The sequence below is a fragment of the Maricaulis sp. genome (genome assembly GCF_017642925.1).
Classification (GTDB): Bacteria; Pseudomonadota; Alphaproteobacteria; order Caulobacterales; family Maricaulaceae; genus Maricaulis.
Genome location: NZ_JAEPOL010000007.1, coordinates 149,428 through 168,637, shown reverse-complemented (window position 1 = coordinate 168,637; position 19,210 = coordinate 149,428). Strand labels below are relative to the sequence as shown.

Here is a 19,210-nt window from a genome sequence, read left to right as displayed (position 1 = left end):
AGAACCGCACCACCTGGGATGGCGGCGCGCGGCCTTTTGTAATCAGCCGGTCATATACTATACCGTCCGGACGGTATTGACTGTACCGTCTGGACGGTTTATGTGCGGCGCAACATAAATCAGGTCAGTTCCGAAATGTCCGAAAAACCCACCACCACCAAGGATCTTATTCTCGATGCCGCCGAGACCGTCGTTGCTCGCGACGGTACGCGCGCAATGACAATCGACGCCGTTGCCGCGGAAGCGAGCATTTCCAAGGGCGGCGTGCTCTATCACTACCCCAACAAGATCGCCCTGCTCGAAGCCATGGTGACCCGCATGGTCACTGGCGTGCGCGACGACATCCACCGCGCCGAGGCCGATGCCGAAGCGGCGGGCGAGCCGCCCCTGCCGCGGGTGATCGAAGCCCTGCTGACCCGCACCACTGCGGCCGAGCCGATCGGCAATGCCATTCTCGCCGCCGCGGCCGAACAACCCCAATTGCTCGAAGCCGCCGGAAAGGTCCTGGCTGGCGAATTTCAGCGCCTGTCGGCCATGGCGCCGGACCCGGTGCTCGGCCAGATCGTCCTTCTTGCCCTCGATGGACTGAAGCTGAGCTCCATGCTGGGCCTGAGCCATGTCGAAGAACTGCAGGTCAATGCCGTGAACAATCGTCTCGTCGCAATGACCCGGGAGATGTACCAATGATCCGCCTTGCCCCCCTCCCGGTCCTCGCGGCCGTGCTTGCCCTTGCCGCCTGCTCGGGCGAAACCGCAGCGCCGCCGCCCCAGCCCCGCCTGGTCCAGCTCGGGGAAGTCCAGAGCAATGCACCGGAAACCCGCCACGAATTCGTCGGCCGGGTCGAAGCGCGCCTGAGTGTCGACATGGCCTTCCAGGTCGGCGGCCAGCTTGCCGACCTGCCCCTGACGGAAGGCCAGCGCATTGCCGAGGGCGACCTCGTCGCTCGGCTCGATCTGGAAGACTTCGAGCTCGCCCGCCAGGAAGCGCGGGTCCAGCTGCAGCAAGCGCGCACAGACCTGGAGCGCCAGCGCACCCTGCACGAACGCGGCATCGCCTCGCAGGCCGCCCTGGACAGCGCCCAGACCCAGTATGATCTGCGCCTCGTCGCGCTGGAAAACGCCCAGCGGAATCTGCAATACGCCACGCTGACCGCCCCGTTTGACGGGCTTGTCAGCCGCCGCCTGGTCGACAATTTCACCATCGTCTCGCCGGGACAGCCGATCGTGCGCATCCAGGATGTGGGCGAGCTCCGGGTGTCGATCCCGGTCTCCGAGGACATGGTCGCCACCTTCGACCAGAACAATCTGGTCGCGCTGGAAGCGGCTTTCTCTTTCCTGCCGGGTCAGACCTTTTCACTGATCCCGCGCGAACTGGTCAGCGAGCCGGACGATACCTCCAACACCTATCGCGCCATCGCGGCCCTGCCCGACGACATCCCGGCCAATATCCTGCCCGGCATGACTGCCACCGTGTGGGCCGAGGTCGAACGCAACGGCCCTGTGACCACCGATGTCATGGTGCCGCTGGCGGCCGTCTCAGAACGGCCCGACGGCAGCAATTCGGTCTGGGTCTACGACGCCGACACCGGCACGGTATCGCCGCGCATGGTGGAGACGGCGGGCCTGCGGGGAAGCAGCGTCGTCGTGACCGATGGCGTCCAGGCCGGTGACCTGATCGTCACCGCCGGCGTTTCGGCCCTGCATGAGGGCATGGAAGTCCGCCCGCTCGACGACACGCAGCCGCGTTTCGGAACCGCACAATGAGCATCCAGTCCCAAAGCGCCCTGTCGCTCGCCCGGCTGTCGATCGAAAAACCGGTCCTGACCTGGCTCGTCATCCTGTTCTGTGTGCTCGGCGGTCTGTACGGCTTTCTCAATGTCGGCCGTCTGGAAGACCCGTCCTTCACCATCAAGCAGGCGATCATCTTCACGCCCTATCCCGGCGCGACGGCCGAAGAGGTCGAGCTGGAGGTCACCGAGCACCTCGAGATCGCCATCCAGCAGATGGGCGAGGTGAAGGAGATCCTGTCGGAATCCTCCCCCGGCATGTCCGAGATCCATGTCGAGATGCTCGATACGATCGGCGGCGACGAGATCCCCGCCGTCTGGACCGAGCTGCGCGCGCGTATCCGCGACGCCACGGCGGGCCTGCCGCCGGGCGCCAGCACCCCCATTGTCTATGATGATTTCGGCGACACCTACGGCATTTTCTACGCCGTGACCGCCGACGGGTATTCGGACGACCGGGTGCGCGACATCGCGCGCATGCTGCGCCGCGAGCTTCTGACGGTCGCCAATGTCGCCAAGGTCTCGGTCGAGGGCGAGCCGGAGGAGCGGATCTATATCGAGATCCCGCAGGAAAGCCTGTCCCAGCTGGGTCTGTCCTATGAAAGCCTGCTGAGCGAGCTGAACCAGCAAAATACCGTCGTCTCCGCCGGCGCCACGCCGATCGGCGAAAACTATGTGCGTATCGCCATTCCCCAGACGCTGGGCGGGGTCGATGCCATCAGCAATCTTCTGATCACGCCCGGCAATGGCAGCGAGGCGATCCGCCTGTCCGACATCGCCGAGGTGTCCCGCGCCCGTGAGGAACGGCCGCAACAGCTGATCTATCACAACAATACCCGTGCCTTCACGCTGGGCGTCGCAGGCTTGTCGACGGCGAATATCGTCGATGTCGGTCATGCCGTGGAAGCGCGCCTTGCCGAGCTGGAATCGCAATTGCCGGTCGGCGTCGAGCTGCATCCGATCTACCAGCAGCACATCGTGGTCGATGAGGCGATCAACAGCTTCCTGTTCAGCCTCGGCCTGTCGATTGCCATCGTGGTCGGCGTGTTGTGCGTCTTCATGGGCTGGCGCGCCGGGCTGACCGTGGGGTCGGCCCTCTTCCTGACCGTTGCCGGCACCATCTTCTTCATGAACATGTTCGCCATCGAGATGGAGCGTATCTCGCTGGGCGCGCTGATCATCGCCATGGGCATGCTGGTCGACAATGCGATCGTCGTGGCCGAGGGCATGCTGACCGGCGTGATGCGCGGCAAGCCACGCCTCGATGCCGCCGAGGAGGCGGTGCAGTCAACGCAATGGCCGCTGCTGGGCGCGACCGTGATCGGCATCCTCGCTTTTGCCGGCATCGGCCTGTCGCCGGACGCGACCGGGGAATTCCTCTTCTCCCTCTTCGCCGTCATCGCGATTTCGCTTCTCTTGAGCTGGGTCATCGCGGTCACCGTGGTGCCGATGATCGGCTTCCACCTCTTCCATGCCCAGCGCCAGAAAGCACTGGCGCGCGGCGACGCTCCCGAAACCGACGCCGAGCTCTATTCCGGCCGGATGTACCGCTTCTATCGCGGTGTCCTGGAACCGGCCCTTGCACGGCGCTGGCTGGTCCTGGCCGGCCTGATCGTGGTGACGGTCGTGTGCTATGCCGGCTTCGGCTCCGTGAAGAACTCCTTCTTCCCGGATTCCAACACGCCGATGTTCTATGTGAATGTCGAGGAACCGGAAGGCACCGACATTCTCTCGACGGCCGCGACGATGCGCGATATCGGCGCCTTCATCGGCGAGCAGCCGGAAACCCTGGCCTACGACACGTTCGTCGGCTCAGGCGCGACGCGCTTCATGCTCACCTATAACTCCGAACAGCCGAATACGGCTTACGGCCAGGTCATTGTGCGCACCGAGCATCGCGACGAGATCCCGGCCCTGGCCGACCGTATTCTGGCCCATGTCCGCGATACCCATCCGAACGTGCAGATCCGGATCGACCGCATCGTCTTCGGTCCGCCGTCCGGTGCCAAGCTGGAAGCCCGCATCCTCGGCCCGGATGCCGGCATGCTGCGCACCATCGCTGACCGGATCGTCGAGGAACTGCATGTCCGCGGCAATGTGATTGACCTGCGCACCGACTGGCGCAGCCGGGCACCGGTGATCAATCCGGTCATCATCGAGGAACGCGCCCGCACCATCGGCGTGACCCGCGAAAATGTCGCCAATGCCATGCTGTTCGCGACCGAAGGCTCGCAGGTCGGCGTCTATCGCGAGGGCGAGGAACTCATCCCGATCATTGCCCGCGCTCCTGCTGTGGAGCGTGCCGGCGAGACCTATCTGGGCGACCGGCTTGTCTGGAGTTCGCAGCAATCGGCCTATGTCCCGATCGACCAGGTCGTGTCGCGTTTCGACGTCGATTTCGAGGATGTCCTCATTCAGCGGCGCGACCGGACACGGGCGATCTCGGTGCGCGCCAATCCCCAGCCGCACGAAACGGCAGCGGAGGGCTTTGTCCGCTTCAGCGAGATCGTGGAATCGATCGAATTGCCGCCCGGCTACACCCTGGAATGGGGCGGTGAGTATGAAAGCGCCATGGAGGCGAACCAGTCGCTCGGCAGCCAGCTGCCACTGACCTTCATCGCCATGCTGACCATCTCCTTCATGCTGTTCGCCAAGGTGCGCCAGCCGCTGATCATCTGGGCCGTCGTGCCGATGGCGGTGAACGGCGTGGTGATCGGCCTGCTGGCCACGAATGTCGCCTTTTCCTTCACCGCGCTGCTGGGCCTCCTCTCCCTGTCGGGCATGCTGATCAAGAACGCCATCGTGCTGGTGGACGAGATCGACATGCGGATCGCCGCCGGTGCCGACCGGTTCGAAGCTGTCCGTGACGGCTCGGTCAGCCGCCTGCGGCCTGTCCTGCTGGCGGCCGCCACAACCATCCTGGGCATGACACCGCTTCTGGCCGACGCCTTCTTCCAGGGCATGGCGGTGACCATTATCGGCGGCCTGACCTTCGCTTCGATCCTGACCATGATCGCGGTGCCGGTGCTCTACGCCCTCTTCTTCGGCATTCGCCGGACAAGGCGCGACGAACAGCCCGCTTGACGGCCGGTGCGGGCGGGACAACGCTCCCGCCCATGAGCCGGATAGAAAACGCCCACAATATCGCGGCGCTGCGCCGAGAGGCCCAGCGCCGCCTGCCCCGCATGGTCTTCGACTATATCGATGGCGGGGCGGACGACGAGTTCACCCTCGGCGCCAACAACCGCCGCTTTGCCGACTACGAACTTCTGTTCAAATCGCTCGTCGATATCTCCGAGATCGACACGGCGACCACGGTGATGGGCGATGCCTGCTCAGCCCCGATCATCGTCACCCCGACCGCGGTGCAACGCCTTTTCCATCCGCGCGAGGGCGAAGCTGCGGTCGCGCGTGCGGCGAAGAAGGCCGGGCTGATCCATTGCCTCTCCACCCTCGCCTCGACCACGATCGAGGACATCGCCCGCTTCAATGACGGACCGAAATGGTTCCAGGTCTATGTCTGGAAGGATCGCGGCCTGGTCGAACAGGCCCTGGAACGCGCGCGCAAGGCCGGCTTTACCGGCCTGATCCTCACCGTCGATGTGCCCGTTGCCGGCAATCGCGAGCGCGATCTGGTCAACGCCTTTTCCGTTCCGCCGGAAATCAATGCCAAGACCGTCAGCCAGGTCCTCGCCCGGCCCGGCTATCTCTGGGACATCGCTACGACATCGAAAATCTCCACGGCCAACTGGGTCGATCTGGAAACCCGCGACATGGGCATTGCCGAGTTTCTCGACACCCAGTTCGACCGCTCGGTGACCTGGAAGGACGCGGCCTGGATGAAGGAAGCCTGGGGTGGTCCGTTCGCGATCAAGGGCATCTGCCGGGCCGATGACGCCCGGCGTTGCGTCGATGCTGGGGCGGACGCCGTGTGGATTTCCAATCATGGCGGACGCCAGCTGGATACGGCACCGGCGACCATCGATACGCTGGCCGATATCGTGGCCGCCGTCAGCGGCCAGGCCGAGGTCATTCTCGACGGCGGTATCCGGCGAGGCACCGACATCGTGAAGGCCCTGGCGCTGGGCGCGCGCGCCGTCGCGGTGGGGCGGCCCTATCTCTACGGTCTCGGCGCCGCCGGCGAAGCCGGTGTCACCCGCGCGCTGGACATTCTGACCAGCGCCCTGCGGCGCGACATGGCGCTGACCGGCGTCACAAGGCTGGACGCGCTGACCCCGGACTTTGTGCGCAAGCCGCGCTAAAACGATCAAAAGACAAGACGATATACGGTTGGAGGAAGTCTCGATGTTTGCAGCGGAAAGCCTGGTGCGCACCCTGATCAATCAGGGCGTGGACGTATGTTTCACCAATCCCGGCACCTCGGAAATGCACATGGTCGCGGCGCTCGACCGGATCGAGGGGATGCGGTCGGTCCTGTGTCTCTTCGAGGGCGTGGCCACCGGCGCCGCCGACGGTTATGCCCGCATGGCCGGAAAGCCGGCCTGCACCCTGCTGCATCTTGGCCCCGGCGTCGGCAATGGCCTCGCCAATCTGCACAATGCCCAGCGCGGCCATGCGCCCGTGGTCAACATTGTCGGCGACCATGCCCGCCATCACCTGGAACTCGATGCCCCCCTGACCAGCGATGTCGAGGGCGTCTGCCGCCCCATGTCACGCTGGGTCGGCACGGTGCGCGAACCGTCCCAAGTATCCGCCATGGCCGTCGAAGCCGTGCGTCAGGCCTATGGTCCTGCGCGCGGGGTCGCCAGTCTGATCCTGCCGGCCGACTGCGCCTGGTCGGACGCCGAGCCGGACGTCCTGCCCGCCATCGAACCGCCCGCAGCGATACCGGTGCCTGCCGATACCGTCGCTGAAATCGCGGATGCCCTGAAAGCCGCAAAGGCACCGGTCATCCTGCTGGGCAATGATGCCTGTCTGGATGCCGGGCTGGAAGCCGCCGGCCGGATTGCCGAGGCGACCGGTGCGAAACTATTCATGGACACATTCGTGCCCCGTATCGCCCGCGGGCATGGCCGGGTGTCACCGAAACGGCTGGCCTATTTCGGCGAGCAGGCGCTTGAGGAACTGGCCGGCACCGACCTTCTCGTGATCGCCGGCTCCAAACCGCCGGTCGCCTTCTTCGCTTATCCCGACCAGCCGGGCGAACTGACACCTCCTGGCGCCAGAACCGTCACACTGGGCGACGCGTCCAGTGACATTCAGGAAGCGTTGGTGAGCCTTGCCGACCAGCTCGCGGCGACCGCCCAACCGGAGCTGCCGCCGCAATCCGGTGCTCCCGATGTTGATCCGGCAGCGCCGCTCAATCCGGGCTATGTCGGCATTTCGCTCCTGCGGCACATGCCGGAAGACTCGGTGATCTGCGACGATGCGACGACGTCGGGCATGGGCGTTTTCCCATGGATCGAACACGGGCCGCGTCACGACTGGCTGTGCCTGACCGGCGGCGCCATCGGCTCGGGCATGCCGCAGGCGGTCGGTGCAGCGATGGCCTGTCCGGACCGCCAGGTCTTCGCCCTGTGCGGCGACGGGGCGGCGGCCTATACGCTGCAGGCGCTGTGGACCCAGGCGCGGGAGAAGCAGAACATCGTCAATGTCGTTTTCGCCAACCACTCCTATCTGGTGCTGAATGTGGAGCTGGCCCGGGTCGGCGCCGGTGAACCGGGGCCGGCAGCACAGCAGATGCTGTCGCTCGACAATCCAAAGATGGACTGGGTCAAACTGGCAGAAGGCTTCGGCGTTCCGGCTCGCCAGGCTGCGACCGCCGGCGAATTCGACGACGCCCTGCAAGCCGCGCTCGCCGAAGGCGGACCGCAGCTGATCGTAGCGGAAATCTAGCGTTTCGGGGCGGCTGCACCGGGCTTCTCCGCCGCCTCGTCCTCTTCCGCCGCTGCCAGCAGGCGGGCGAGGACCGAGCGCAGCGTTCCCAGCTCGACCGGTTTGGGCAGGTAGGCGGCGAAACCGTCGGCCTCGAACTCGCGGCGATGATCCTCGGACGCCAGCGCCGTGACGGCGACAATGCTCGCGCGGCCGGACTTGCGCGTTTCGCGGATACAGCGCATGGCGCTGACGCCGTCCATTTCGGGCATCTGGATATCCATCAGCACGATATCATAGGCCTCGGACGTTGCCTTGTTGACCGCTTCGCGGCCGCTGGACGCGCATTCGATGACCAGCCCGTCGCCGCTGGCGACCTGCTGCACCATGGCGCGCAGCACCAGCTGGTTGGTGAGGACGTCGTCGACCACGAGGATACGGACAGGCTTGTCGAGATAGATCGGTTCGGCCGGCGCCGAGACGACTTTCGGCACGGGCTGGCTGCCGGCGGAAAAAGGCAGGTCGACGGTGAAGGTCGCGCCGCGTCCCGGATCGCTCGCCACACCGATATCGCCCCCCATCTGGCGCACCAGGCGGCGGCAGATCGCCAGGCCCAGCCCGGTACCGCCATATTGCCGGGTCGTCGAGGCGTCGACCTGGGTGAAGGCCTCGAAGATGAGATCGTGCTTGTCCCGCGGAATGCCCACACCGGTATCGCGCACGCTGATCCGCACCGGGATCACAGCACCGTTCTCGCTGTCCGGTCGCGACAGCACGACGGTGATACCGCCACGATGCGTGAACTTCACCGCATTCGAGAGCAGATTGTTGACAACCTGGCGCACCCGCATCGCATCGCCGCGCACGTTGAAACGCTCGCCGATACCGTCCTTGCTGAACACCAGATCGACGCCCTTCGCGCCCGCCTGCAGGCGCCAGTGCTCGACCGTGCTGCGCACCAGCGCAACCAGATCGAAATCGCCTTCCTCCAGATCAAGCCCGCCGGCTTCGATCTTGGACAGGTCCAGCACGTCATTGAGCAGTTCCAGAAGCGACTTGCCCGACGCATCGATGAGTTTCAGCGAGTGCTTCTGCTCCTCGGAGAGGCGCGCATCCTGCAGCATGACACTGGTCATGCCGAGTACGCCATTGAGCGGCGTACGCACCTCATGGCTCATGTTCGCGATGAATTCGGATTTGGCCCGGTTCGCTTCGCGTGCGGTCGCCAGGGCGGCTTCCAGCTTGGCATTGTATTCTTCCAGCGCCTGCTGCGCATCGTGGGCTGCAGAGCGGAAACTCGTGCCGAACAGGACGATCCAGCCGCAGGAGAAAGCCGACGCGGCGACGAGAATGTGCAGCATTTCGCCAGGGCTGAACGCCAGCAGGCTGCCATCATTGCGACCGGCCTCCCACAGCACGTAGCCGAAATAGGCGGCCACCGGCAGTACTGCGATGAAGACGGCCTGGCGTCCCCAGGCGATGTAGGCACCGAGGATAATGCCGGGCAGATAGAGCGAAGCCGGCGGAAAGGACCCGCGATTGGCGAAGGCCGCAGCCCCGAGCGCGAGCGCGCACAGACCCAGCATCATCGCGATGGTCAGGTTCGGCCGGCGCAGCCGCAGGCCGACACCGCCCACGATCGCGGCCAGAAAGGCCGTACCGACAGCCAGCTGCGCCATGCCCGGACGGCCGTCGACGATCAGCGCCAGCATGGCGGCATTGACCAGCCCCATCAGGCAGAAAACGACCGTGAAGGCGGCGGCCACGCGGCAGCGCACCGCGTGTTCCAGATCCAGGCGCGGATCGGCTCCGACCAGCCTGTCTATCCATTGCCAAGACATGCAAGCGCCTCCTTGCCGCCGTACTAGCCCGGCTGGCGTTAACAAGAGGCATACAACCCGACGCTGGACCGCTGCGCGGACACACCCGGCCTTGACGCAGACCGCCGGAGCGCCGGAAGGTTCATATCCTATAAAGGCCGGCTTAACGCCTCGGCAAGATTGTCCGCCGACGCTGTCGGGGAGGTTTCAGGTATTCGATCTGCTCCGGGAACGCGAGCCAGGGCATTGGAGGATGGATGTATACCGAGGACGGTTTCGAACTCCGCCCGATCGGCGACACCATGGAGATCTATGCGTCGGGCGAACAATTCCACGAAACCCGTCCGCCGGTGATTGCCGCCTTCCAGGCGCTGACATCCCGCATGCCCGTCACCAAAGTCCTCTGCGATGTCCGCCTGGCGGCATACATACTCGATCCGACCGAGCTGGAGATGCGGGCCCGCGCGACGGCCCGTGCGCTGGCCGGCTACCGCACGGCCCTGGTCTGCCTGGCGAACCAGCACGAATTGATGGAGCGGACGGCCAGCAATATCCGCAGTCAGGGCGGCACCGCCGAACTTTTCTCCAGCAAGGGCGCCGCGCGCGAATGGCTGTCCGGCAGGGATGGCTGCCGCAACGATGCGAAAGCGGTCACGGCAATCTAGACGGTTTCCGCTCCCGGAACGGCGGCAGTGCCATCGCCGCACATGAAAAAGGCGGGCTCCGAAAAGCCCGCCTTTCCCGTCAGCTCCCCCAAGACCCGTCAGAAGGTCCAGTCGAAACCGATCCGGACAGAACGCGGTGCCTGATAGTACCGCACAGCGCCATAGTTCGGATCCGGCGTGCCCGCCGCAGTATCGCCGTTCTCGTTGTAGTCGACGCCCGCTTCCAGGCCGAGCACGTTGAAAACGTCCGCCCGCAGCACCAGATCGCCCCGGTTGTCCCCCATCGGCACGGCATAGCGCGCAGACAGGTCCAGCCGGGTTTCCCAGTCGCTTTCGAACTCCGAGCTGCGGCGGGAGGCAACACCCTGGCAATACCAGGACGCAGCACCGTAGGCGGCCGAAGAGGCTTCTGTCGGGTGAAGACCGCGGCACCCGTACAGGCGCGGCGAGGTTACCGACAGATTGCCACCGACCAGCAGGTCGTCGAAGAGCTGGTAGCTGCCCCAGACCTTGAACTGGTGACGGCGATGGTTCGGCAGGTAGCCATAGGCGTTATCCGTCAGACCCGGGTGGTCGTACAGGATCGTCGTACCGGCATCGTCCTGGCCATTATCGGACAAAACCGTGCCCTCGTAATTGCCATAGGATGTCGACCAGACGTAGGAGCCGCGCAGACCCCACACGCCGTCAAACGCCCGCTCGAAGCTCAGCTCGAGCGCCGCATAATCGCGTTCGGCGGTCGGCAGGTTGAGCTGTTCTTCCGTGAGGTGGATGATCGTGCGTTCGGACTGACCCGGCAGCGGATCGCGGGTGTAGACGTCGATCGCCTCGCCCGGATTCATGATGACGTACTGGTAGTCGCCGAACCAGATGTCCTCACAACCGGCGATGCCGTTGTCCTGGCAGTAGCGGATGATGGCATCGTCGATGGCAACGTCTTCGGACACATCGCCCAGGGTCCGCCAGGTGGCACGGGCACCGATGGTCCAGTCGTCATTGAGGTCGTGATCGATACCGATCGAGAACTCGTCCTCATAGGTTGCCCGCAGGTCACGCGACGTCTTGGAGATCGCCGGTTCCTGCGAACCATTGCCATAAACAAGACAGGACGTCGTTCCCGCCGGCGAGATCGCGCCGTCCGGACAGGCACTCGCGCCCAGAGCCGCGACACCGGAATTGTCGGTCGTGCGAACATCGCCGAGCACGAATTCACCCGTCGTGGTATCGAGCGACAGGAGCTCGAAGTACTCGCGCACGAACAGGTCGGCCCCGCGGAAGCTCATATTGAGCGCCGGCGGGATGTAGTAGCGGCCGTAGGAACCGTAGAGACGCGTTCCGCTGTCGCCGAAGACGTCATAGTTGAAACCGACCCGCGCACCCCAGTTATTGTCGAGATCGACCGGCACTTCGCCGATCAGGTTCTCGAGCAGGAAGTGGTCGTTACGGACACCGATCTGCAGGTTCAGGCGATCGGTGACGTCCCAGGAGTCCTGGATGTAGAAGGCCTGGTTCTCGCCTTCCACCGATCCACCGAACCGGCCGACGGTCGAACGGATGATCTCGGAACCCTCAGGCAGGCCGTAGATACTGGCTGTACTCGCAGACACGGTGTAAGCGCGCCAGTCGGCACCGCCCGTCCGAGCCAGCAGGTGCTCCAGCGACAGACGTTCATTCTCGTAGCCGATGCGCAGGTGGTGCGCCCCCATGAAGTCGAAGAAGACATCGCCGTCGATCCGGTAGAATTCCCGCCGGGTTTCGTTGAAGTCGTTATTGCCCGAAGTTTGCGGGCCAACACGCACGGCGGTGCCGGAACGCTGGTCGACGACATAGGGCGCATCCGGGTTCGATGCGAGTTCGGAGTGACGATCTTCGCTGACGCCATAGGCGGCCGAGATGGTGAAATTGTCGGTGAGGTTGCCGGTATACTTGGCAACATAACTCGGACCGCCATTTTCATAGACCGTGGTGCCGATGACATCCGTTCCCACCGTATCGACACCGTCGAAGGCGTAGGAGCTCATCGTCGTCTCCCGCGTCGTGTCAAAATAGGTGAACTCGAAGTGATGGTTATCGGTCAGATACCCGTCCAGCTTCAGGCCGAAGAACGGATCGTCGGATTCGACGACGTCGAAAGTCCCGTTGGCGATCGATGCATTCGAGTTGCTCGTGTCGCGGAGCTGATAGAGGCCGTAGAAGAACAGGCGATCCGGGATGATCGGCCCGCCGGCTTCCAGGATCAGATCCATCGCCTCGTTCTCATCCAGCGAGTTGCGGGACAGATAGGTGTCCGGGCTGTCGGAACGCAGGGCGTCCGGCGACCAGTTGCCGTGAATGCCGAATTCGAACTCGTTCGTACCCGACTTGGTCACGGCGTTGATGACGCCGCCCGTCGCGCGGCCGAACTCGGCCGGATAGCCGCCATTCTTCACTTCAACCGTCTGGTAGAAATCGAACGGCACCGTCGCACCACCCAGATAGGTGTCGAAATTGGTGATGTTCAGACCGTTGACGTAGAAGGCGTTCTCCGCCGCCGAGGCGCCACCGACGGCCGTCGCACCGGCTCCGCCGCCGCCAACACTGCGGAAGTCGTTATCGCTGGCCACGACGGTCGGTGCGAACTGGATGATGGACTCGATATTCCGGCCGACCGGCAGCGTGGCGACCAGGTCTTCCACATCGACATTCAGACCCGAGGTGGTCTGCTGGAACTGCAGCTGCTGCACGGCCGTGCCCGTCACCACGATGGTTTCGGTGTCGCTCGCTTCCACGGCGTTGAAGGTATAGTTCGACAGGCCACCGACCCGGATCACGACCGTGTCCGCCATATCGGCAAAGCCGGGCGCGCTGATCGTCACATCATAGCTGCCCTGCGGCAGCAGGGTGGCGCGGAAAGACCCGCTGGCGTCGGTGGACAGCTCACGGCTGAAGCCCTGGGCCTGCGAACGCAGCGTCACGCTCGCGCCCGAGACCGGATTGCCATTCGCGTCAACCACCGTGCCGACGACACCGCCGCTGGTATAGTCCTGTGCGCTCGCGACGGTCGCGACGCCGGGAACAGCAACAGCTGCCCCCATCACGACGGCCAGCGCATAGGCGGTTGAGCCCAGACAGGCTCGCTTGAAACTCTTCATTATTATCCCCTCTTCATGCCCCGCCGGTTCGGTTTTCGGGCATCACGGCCCGGGCGGGAGATGCGACGGATATCGCGGGGTCTGCGACGCGCGCAGCGGGGGATGCGACCGCGAATACGATCCGGTCGATCACGGCTCCGTGTTTGCGATGAACGAATGAAAACCGCGACGAATGGCATCCGTAAGGTTCGCCGGGTCAAATAATCTCAGGATGTTATCCGCTTACCGGAGCGCCTGAGTGCCCCAGAGCCTGTCCAACCCTGTCTTGAGGATCCGCATATTCGGGGTGATCCTCGTTGTCGTCCTCGGGCTGGCCCAGCTTCTGTCGCTGGTGGTGCTGCCCCATCTGCTCGACGTCTACATCACACGGGTCACCTATCTGAAGATCATTGCCAGCGTCTCGTTCGGAATTGTCGTGGAGCAGGCCTGTTTCACGGTGTTCGTGCGCCGCGGGCTGAAGAGCAAGCTGGCCTGGCTGGCCGCGGCCGCGGCCCTGCTGGCCTATGCCGGTTTCGACTCGATCGTGAGTTTCCTGACCAAGGAAACCGAGCCGCTCACGCTCGAACTCGTCCTGCTCTATTTCAGCCTCAGCCTGACAGGCAACACCATCTGGACTTATGGCATCTGGCTGGGCGCCAGCCTGTTCATGCTGTCACAGCACCAGGTCGCCGAGGAGCGGCAGAAAAACCTGATGCTGGAACGCGCCCAGTTCGAGACGCGCCTGTCCTTTCTGGAAAGCCAGATCAATCCGCACTTCCTGTTCAACGCGCTCAACACGGTCGCTTCGCTGATCGTGCTGGACCGGGCGCCGGATGCCCGCCATGCCGTGATCCATCTCGGCCATCTCCTGCGGCGCAGCCTGAACGGTGAAGGCTCACCCCTGGCGACGCTGAACGACGAGATCGACGCGGCCAAGGCCTATCTGGCCATCGAGAAACTGCGCTTCTCCGATCGTCTGAATGTGGACTGGTCCGTGGAGCCGGGGCTGGGCGACGTAACCCTGCCGCGCTTCTCGCTTCAGCCGCTCGTCGAGAACATCGTCAAGCACGGCGTGGCGCACGCCCTCGCTCCGGTCAGCGCCCGCATCAGGATCAACAGCATGCTGCAGGGCGTCATGATCTGCATCTGGAATGACGGATTGCCGGACGCGCCGCGCCCGGCCGATCCGCAACGCCATTCCGGCGTCGGTCTGCGCAATCTCAAACAACGCCTGCATCTGTTGTTCGCCGGAGAAGCATCGCTGGAAACGGACCGCCCGGAAGCCGGCACGTTCGAATGCCGCCTGACACTTCCGTTTCCGGTCCTGAGGGAGGCCGCAGAATGAAGATCGCCATCATTGACGACGAACCGCTCGCCATCTCCAGCTTGCGCCGCATGATCGAAACCATTCCGGCAACTGCAATCGTGGGCAGTGCGCGGTCGGCCGCCTCGGCGATGCATCTGTGCGAAGCGCGCCAGCCCGACCTGGTACTCCTGGATATCGAAATGCCGCAGATGGACGGCATGACCTTCGCGCGCGAACTGAAACAGGCGGGAAACCCGCTGATCATCTTCATTACCGCCTACGACCAGTTCGCCGTCGACGCCTTCGATATCGAGGCGATCGACTATGTCCTCAAACCGGTCGATCCCGACCGCCTGCGCGGCGCCATAGAACGGGCCCGTTCACGGCTGTCCCTGCGCCCGCTGATGCAGGCGGTGGAGAGCGCCGCCCTGCGGCTGCATTCCGTTACGCCGCATCCGCCGGAAACGCCGGAACAGCCGGTCTACTGGGCCAATGTCGGCGGGCGCACGATCCGGATTCCCATTTCCGACATCCGGCACGTGGAAGCCTGCCGCGACTATGCCTTCATCCATACCGGCCGCGACCGTCACATGGTGCGAGAAACCATGGCACGGCTTGAAACCGCGTTCGAAGGCACCGCCCTGCAACGCATCCATCGCTCGCACATCGTCAATCTCGACCGCATCCAGGCCGTCTCCCGCGATACCGGGCTGCGTCTCGTCACACTCGACAGCGGCGAGGAAATCCCCGTCGGCCGCCGCTTCTACGGCCGGCTCGTCGACGCGATCGATGTCGCGGCATCATCCTGAAAACAGGGTTCTGCCAGCGGGTGGTGTGGAGCGTGTTGCAAGCAAGCCCGCCTTCGCCAAGGCTTCGGCGGGGCACCTCTTCGCCCCAAGTGCGGGCTTCGGGTGGCTTGCCACCCGAAGCCCGCAGGGCGAAGGGTGGTGGGCCCGGAGGGACTCGAACCCCCAACCAAGCGGTTATGAGCCGCCGGCTCTAACCAATTGAGCTACAGGCCCGCCGTATCGGCGTAGTCTCTCGATACCGGGTTGTGCGTGTCTCGCCAAGATGTGGCCGCAGGCGGTCGCATCTGGATGTCGTTTCCGGGAAACCGCGTGCGCATTAAGACGTTGCAATCTTGATGGCCGAATTGGGCCGATGCCATTCAGGCTTCACTCAGCTGCGGCAGTGTTAGTCTGGCGCCAGACATCGAAATCACAGGAGGACACCCATGTTCCGCGCACTTATCGCCACCACCGCCCTGACCGCCCTGACGGCCGGTTCGGCCTTCGCCCAGATCCAGGAGCCGCAACCCACCTTGTCGCTGTCGGCAACGGCGGAAGTCCAGCTCGCGCCAGACTATGCCCAGGTCAGCTCCGGCGTGGTCAGCCGCGCCGATACCGCCCAGGCCGCCATGCGCGCCAATTCCCAGGCGATGGCCGCGGTCTTCGCCGCGCTGCGCGAGGCCGGGGTTGCCGAAAACGACATGCAGACCTCGCAGCTCTCGGTCTCGCCGGTCTATTCGGACCGCCGTGAACCGGGCCAGATCGAGCTGAACATCATCGGCTATGAAGCGCGCAACACGGTCACCGCGAAGGTGACGGACACCGACCGGACCGGCGCCGTGATCGACGCCATGGTCGAGGCCGGTGCAAACAATATCAACAATGTCACCTTCGGCTCGGACAATACCGAGGACGCCATGGACGAGGCGCGCCGCCAGGCGATCGCCAACCTGCTGGCCAAGGCCGAACTGTTTGCCGACGCGGCCGGTTTCGAACTGTGCGGTATCCGCCGCATGGGCGAGGCGCATATGGGTTCGCCGCAGCCGGTGATGATGCGCGCCAGCTTTGCCGAGGACATGGCCGCAACGCCGGTCGCCGCCGGCCAGCTGACGCTCAACGCCTCGGTGAATGCCGACTTCTGCATCGCCGAATAGGCACGGCCTGCCGCCAGACATGAAAAGCCCGGGCATCGGCACGATGCCCGGGCTTTATTGTGTTCCGGTGCAGGGTCGGCGCTGGTGCGCCTAGCCGCCCTCGGCTTCCACGGAAATGCGTTCGCCGCCGAATTCGAAGGTGATCGTCTCGCTCTGCTGCTCCTGCCACAGCGCATAGGCGAGACCTGCCGACAGGATCAGGAGACCGGCGACCGCGCCGTAGAGCAGGATATTCCGGCTTTTCAATGCACGCATGACTGGCTCCTTCCGTCCGTTAGTGACGAAAGAGAAACGTGCAGTCGGCCGTGCGGTTCCGAAGGTTGTATTCAGGACCGCGCGATCAGGCCGCTTTCGGCTTGGAGACGACCTGGTTGTGTTCGTCGAACAACACCACGGTCGGCACGTAATTCTCGGCCTCGGCCGCATCCATGCCGGCATAGGCGACGACAATGATCCGGTCGCCCGGCTGGGCCAGACGGGCCGCAGCGCCATTGATGCCGAAGGTGCGGCTGCCGCGCGGCGCCTCGATGGCATAGGTCGTGAACCGCTCGCCATTATTGATGTTCAGCACATCGACCTGCTCGTAGGGCAGGATGCCGGCGGCTTCCAGATAATCGCGGTCGATGGAGATGGAGCCTTCATAGTGCAGGTCCGCCTGGGTGACGACCGCACGGTGAAGCTTGCATTTCATCATGGTGAGGCGCATCGCGCTCTCCTGACTACACAGAGGTTGCTGCACTGCACATACGTGCGCCGGGCCGGAATTTCAACGGCGAAAACCGGATTTGCGGCATTCAGGCCTGCGCGGAACCGCCACCGGTTGTGCCCGGGACCGGATTTCACCCAACATGCTGGCGCTCGATCAACTGGCTCCATCATACCGGTCGGCCCGGCGCAAGGGCACTCATAAGCCATGAAACCCGCTCATTCGTGATAACCGTCGCGACAACCGTCTCCGACCGGGGCGCCCCTCATCGAAGGTTCATGCACAGGCTGCAAAACTGCGCTATACTCCGCCAAAGGGGAGCTGGATATGGAACCTCGCCTGGGACGTATTGCCGGTATCGCGACACTGGCGGCCGCTTCGCTCGGCCTGTCGGCACAGACCCGGCCGCCTGCCGAACCCGTACGCACGGCCAGCCTCGCCGCCGTGCAACAGCAGCAACAGCCGGCCGCCCCGGATGCACCGCGCACCATGCCCATCAACTGGACCGCGGCGCGCGAAGATGCCCGCACCCAGACGCAATTCAATACCCAGACCGTTGCCGTGCGGCAGGTTCAGCGCTTCCCCCAGCCGGTCAATGACGGCGCCGCCAATGTGACGGCGACCCGCCTGCCGGTCCTCATTCCCACATCTGCCGCACTCGGCCTAGGCGAGAGCGCCGTGACCCGCCTCTTCCCGCAGGCCGATTTCTACACCCTGTCGATTACCGGGCCGGACATTCTCATTGAGGTGTTCGGCACCCGCCTCGCCCATGCCGTGACACCGGACGCGGCCAGCCGCCGCCGGCTGCGCGCTGCCGACCCGGCGGGCTACCGCGTCAGCCAGACCGAGTATGGCCGGGAACTGTCCTTCAACCGCTATGGCGCCGCCTATTCCGTCACCGTGGAATGCGCGGAGCCCGGGACCGACACGCGCTGCACCTCCGAAACCTATGTCCGCCAGCTCGCCGACGCGCTGATGATCGCCGCCGGCAGCCCCGAACCGGGAGAGGAGTGATGTCGCGCGCTGCGGAACTCACGCTCGCCGCTGCCGTTGCAACCGCAGGGGTCGCGGCGATGATCTGGTGGCCCCGGGAGGCCAGCCTGCCCCCGCCGGCCCCGGACCCGATGGCAGAGGAGACGCCCATGGCTGACCCGGAAACCGATCCGCAACCGGAAGAACCGGTCCCGACCGATCCCGAACCGGCCGATCCGCCGGACGAATTGCCCCAGCCCGAAGACCCGCCGGCGCCCGGTGAGGACATCCCGCCCGCCGAACCCGATCCCTATCCCGAACTCCCGCCCGGTCCGGAGGATGAGGCCGGCATCGAATTCAGCTGGATGCCCGCCGGCGATCTCGTGGCCGACAGCGGCACCGGCCAGACGCTGCAGATCAATTATTCCCCGGCCATGCGCTTTCCCATGGAGGCCGGCCAGGCCTATGCCAACAGCCAGGTCTACGGACATGGCGGCTATCTCGGCCCGGGCGGCGGACAGTGCAATGCCAATAACTACGCCTATGCCTGGCGCGACAATTTCTGCGAGACCCGCGGCTATGGCACGCCCATGTGCCCGTCCGGCACCGGCCATCAGGGCCAGGATATCCGCCCCGCCACCTGCCAGGATGCGATCCACTGGGCCGTTGCCGTCGCCGACGGCACCATCACCTCGATCGGCTCCTATTCGGTGCGCCTGATGAGCGATGACGGCGTGCGCTACACCTATCTCCACCTGGAAAAGGACACGCTGCTGGTCGAGGCCGGCGACCGGGTCAGCCAGGGCGAGCGGATCGGCTATGTGTCCAACGAGTTCGGCGGCACGGCGACCACCATCCACCTGCATTTCGAGATCAAGATGGCGGTCGATACCGGCGGCGAGATCCAGAACACGAATGTGCCGCCCTATCTGGCGCTGGTGGACAGTTATGAGCGCCTCCTCACCGCGAATGGTGGCTGAAGCATTTTCAGCAAAAAGTGGGAAGCGGCGCGAAGGCTACGCGCCTGAATTCGGCCCCGTTTTCTCTCATCATGTCCCGCGGGCGAGG

15 protein-coding genes and 1 tRNA gene are annotated in these 19,210 nt (G+C 64.6%); 11 read left to right on the top strand and 5 right to left on the bottom strand.

The genetic code is table 11. The features are described from left to right. Positions 1-135 precede the first annotated feature (135 nt). Genes JJ918_RS07865 through JJ918_RS07845 form a run of 5 tightly spaced genes read left to right on the top strand, consistent with a single transcriptional unit; the run spans position 136 to position 7,642 of the window. Positions 136-687 (top strand): TetR/AcrR family transcriptional regulator, encoded by a 552-nt coding sequence (locus tag JJ918_RS07865; RefSeq protein WP_291885503.1) that lies wholly within the window; start codon positions 136-138, stop codon positions 685-687. Then, complete coding sequence (locus tag JJ918_RS07860) at positions 684-1,763, top strand: efflux RND transporter periplasmic adaptor subunit (protein WP_291885501.1); 1,080 nt, start codon at positions 684-686, stop codon at positions 1,761-1,763. The genes JJ918_RS07865 and JJ918_RS07860 overlap by 4 nt, the downstream gene beginning before the upstream one ends. After that, the gene (locus JJ918_RS07855; RefSeq protein WP_291885498.1) at positions 1,760-4,870 is read left to right on the top strand and encodes an efflux RND transporter permease subunit; all 3,111 of its coding nucleotides are present in this window, start codon (positions 1,760-1,762) and stop codon (positions 4,868-4,870) included. Before JJ918_RS07860 ends, JJ918_RS07855 begins: the two co-directional genes overlap by 4 nt. 32 nt (positions 4,871-4,902) lie before the next feature. Next, positions 4,903-6,048 carry an alpha-hydroxy acid oxidase gene (locus JJ918_RS07850; protein ID WP_291885496.1) on the top strand — a complete coding sequence of 382 codons (1,146 nt, stop codon included), beginning with the start codon at positions 4,903-4,905 and terminating at the stop codon, positions 6,046-6,048. 43 nt (positions 6,049-6,091) lie between these two features. Further along, positions 6,092-7,642 (top strand): acetolactate synthase large subunit, encoded by a 1,551-nt coding sequence (locus tag JJ918_RS07845; RefSeq protein WP_291885495.1) that lies wholly within the window; start codon positions 6,092-6,094, stop codon positions 7,640-7,642. On the opposite strand, the gene JJ918_RS07840 is transcribed toward JJ918_RS07845, so the two are convergent. Continuing rightward, the gene (locus JJ918_RS07840; protein ID WP_291885493.1) at positions 7,639-9,462 is read right to left on the bottom strand and encodes an ATP-binding protein; all 1,824 of its coding nucleotides are present in this window, start codon (positions 9,460-9,462) and stop codon (positions 7,639-7,641) included. The two genes, JJ918_RS07845 and JJ918_RS07840, sit on opposite strands and share 4 nt — an antisense overlap. A 236-nt stretch (positions 9,463-9,698) precedes the next feature. Here JJ918_RS07840 and JJ918_RS07835 point away from each other — a divergent pair, with 236 nt between their 5' ends. Further along, on the top strand, positions 9,699-10,106 hold the full coding sequence (locus tag JJ918_RS07835) for a hypothetical protein (RefSeq protein ID WP_291885490.1): 408 nt from the start codon (positions 9,699-9,701) through the stop codon (positions 10,104-10,106). A 98-nt stretch (positions 10,107-10,204) separates the two neighbouring features. On the opposite strand, the gene JJ918_RS07830 is transcribed toward JJ918_RS07835, so the two are convergent. After that, complete coding sequence (locus JJ918_RS07830) at positions 10,205-13,237, bottom strand: TonB-dependent receptor (RefSeq protein WP_291885486.1); 3,033 nt, start codon at positions 13,235-13,237, stop codon at positions 10,205-10,207. A 238-nt stretch (positions 13,238-13,475) separates the two neighbouring features. Between JJ918_RS07830 and JJ918_RS07825 the strand changes: the two genes are divergently transcribed. Further along, positions 13,476-14,561: a sensor histidine kinase gene (locus JJ918_RS07825; RefSeq protein ID WP_291885483.1), complete on the top strand. Its 1,086-nt coding sequence runs from the start codon at positions 13,476-13,478 to the stop codon at positions 14,559-14,561. Further along, positions 14,558-15,331 carry a LytTR family DNA-binding domain-containing protein gene (locus JJ918_RS07820; RefSeq protein ID WP_291885480.1) on the top strand — a complete coding sequence of 258 codons (774 nt, stop codon included), beginning with the start codon at positions 14,558-14,560 and terminating at the stop codon, positions 15,329-15,331. The genes JJ918_RS07825 and JJ918_RS07820 overlap by 4 nt, the downstream gene beginning before the upstream one ends. A 136-nt stretch (positions 15,332-15,467) precedes the next feature. Here JJ918_RS07820 and JJ918_RS07815 read toward each other — a convergent pair. Further along, a tRNA-Ile gene (locus tag JJ918_RS07815) sits at positions 15,468-15,544 on the bottom strand. Positions 15,545-15,756: 212 nt separating this feature from the next. Here JJ918_RS07815 and JJ918_RS07810 point away from each other — a divergent pair. After that, positions 15,757-16,464 carry an SIMPL domain-containing protein gene (locus tag JJ918_RS07810; RefSeq protein WP_291885477.1) on the top strand — a complete coding sequence of 236 codons (708 nt, stop codon included), beginning with the start codon at positions 15,757-15,759 and terminating at the stop codon, positions 16,462-16,464. A gap of 90 nt (positions 16,465-16,554) precedes the next feature. Here JJ918_RS07810 and JJ918_RS07805 read toward each other — a convergent pair whose 3' ends face one another. Together JJ918_RS07805 and panD are read right to left on the bottom strand one after the other, a co-directional pair. Beyond that, on the bottom strand, positions 16,555-16,719 hold the full coding sequence (locus JJ918_RS07805; protein ID WP_291885475.1) for a hypothetical protein: 165 nt from the start codon (positions 16,717-16,719) through the stop codon (positions 16,555-16,557). Between the two features lie 85 nt (positions 16,720-16,804). Beyond that, positions 16,805-17,170 (bottom strand): aspartate 1-decarboxylase, encoded by a 366-nt coding sequence (gene panD / locus JJ918_RS07800; RefSeq protein ID WP_291885472.1) that lies wholly within the window; start codon positions 17,168-17,170, stop codon positions 16,805-16,807. Positions 17,171-17,497: 327 nt separating this feature from the next. Here panD and JJ918_RS07795 point away from each other — a divergent pair, with 327 nt between their 5' ends. Both JJ918_RS07795 and JJ918_RS07790 read left to right on the top strand, forming a co-directional pair. Next, a complete protein-coding gene (locus JJ918_RS07795; protein WP_291885470.1) occupies positions 17,498-18,184 on the top strand; it encodes a hypothetical protein in 687 nt (228 codons plus the stop codon). Beyond that, on the top strand, positions 18,184-19,122 hold the full coding sequence (locus JJ918_RS07790) for a peptidoglycan DD-metalloendopeptidase family protein (protein ID WP_291885467.1): 939 nt from the start codon (positions 18,184-18,186) through the stop codon (positions 19,120-19,122). The genes JJ918_RS07795 and JJ918_RS07790 overlap by 1 nt, the downstream gene beginning before the upstream one ends. Positions 19,123-19,210: the final 88 nt, after the last annotated feature.

Bases quoted from the DNA above. Each gene is read 5' to 3' on its own strand.
- JJ918_RS07820 (WP_291885480.1), top strand. From the start codon at position 14,558: ATGAAGATCGCCATCATTGACGACGAACCGCTCGCCATCTCCAGCTTG.
- JJ918_RS07840 (WP_291885493.1), bottom strand. From the start codon at position 9,462: ATGTCTTGGCAATGGATAGACAGGCTGGTCGGAGCCGATCCGCGCCTG.
- JJ918_RS07860 (WP_291885501.1), top strand. From the start codon at position 684: ATGATCCGCCTTGCCCCCCTCCCGGTCCTCGCGGCCGTGCTTGCCCTT.
- JJ918_RS07795 (WP_291885470.1), top strand. From the start codon at position 17,498: ATGGAACCTCGCCTGGGACGTATTGCCGGTATCGCGACACTGGCGGCC.
- JJ918_RS07865 (WP_291885503.1), top strand. From the start codon at position 136: ATGTCCGAAAAACCCACCACCACCAAGGATCTTATTCTCGATGCCGCC.
- JJ918_RS07805 (WP_291885475.1), bottom strand. From the start codon at position 16,719: ATGCGTGCATTGAAAAGCCGGAATATCCTGCTCTACGGCGCGGTCGCC.
- JJ918_RS07850 (WP_291885496.1), top strand. From the start codon at position 4,903: ATGAGCCGGATAGAAAACGCCCACAATATCGCGGCGCTGCGCCGAGAG.
- JJ918_RS07835 (WP_291885490.1), top strand. From the start codon at position 9,699: ATGTATACCGAGGACGGTTTCGAACTCCGCCCGATCGGCGACACCATG.
- JJ918_RS07855 (WP_291885498.1), top strand. From the start codon at position 1,760: ATGAGCATCCAGTCCCAAAGCGCCCTGTCGCTCGCCCGGCTGTCGATC.
- panD (WP_291885472.1), bottom strand. From the start codon at position 17,170: ATGCGCCTCACCATGATGAAATGCAAGCTTCACCGTGCGGTCGTCACC.
- JJ918_RS07845 (WP_291885495.1), top strand. From the start codon at position 6,092: ATGTTTGCAGCGGAAAGCCTGGTGCGCACCCTGATCAATCAGGGCGTG.
- JJ918_RS07810 (WP_291885477.1), top strand. From the start codon at position 15,757: ATGTTCCGCGCACTTATCGCCACCACCGCCCTGACCGCCCTGACGGCC.
- JJ918_RS07790 (WP_291885467.1), top strand. From the start codon at position 18,184: ATGTCGCGCGCTGCGGAACTCACGCTCGCCGCTGCCGTTGCAACCGCA.
- JJ918_RS07830 (WP_291885486.1), bottom strand. From the start codon at position 13,237: ATGAAGAGTTTCAAGCGAGCCTGTCTGGGCTCAACCGCCTATGCGCTG.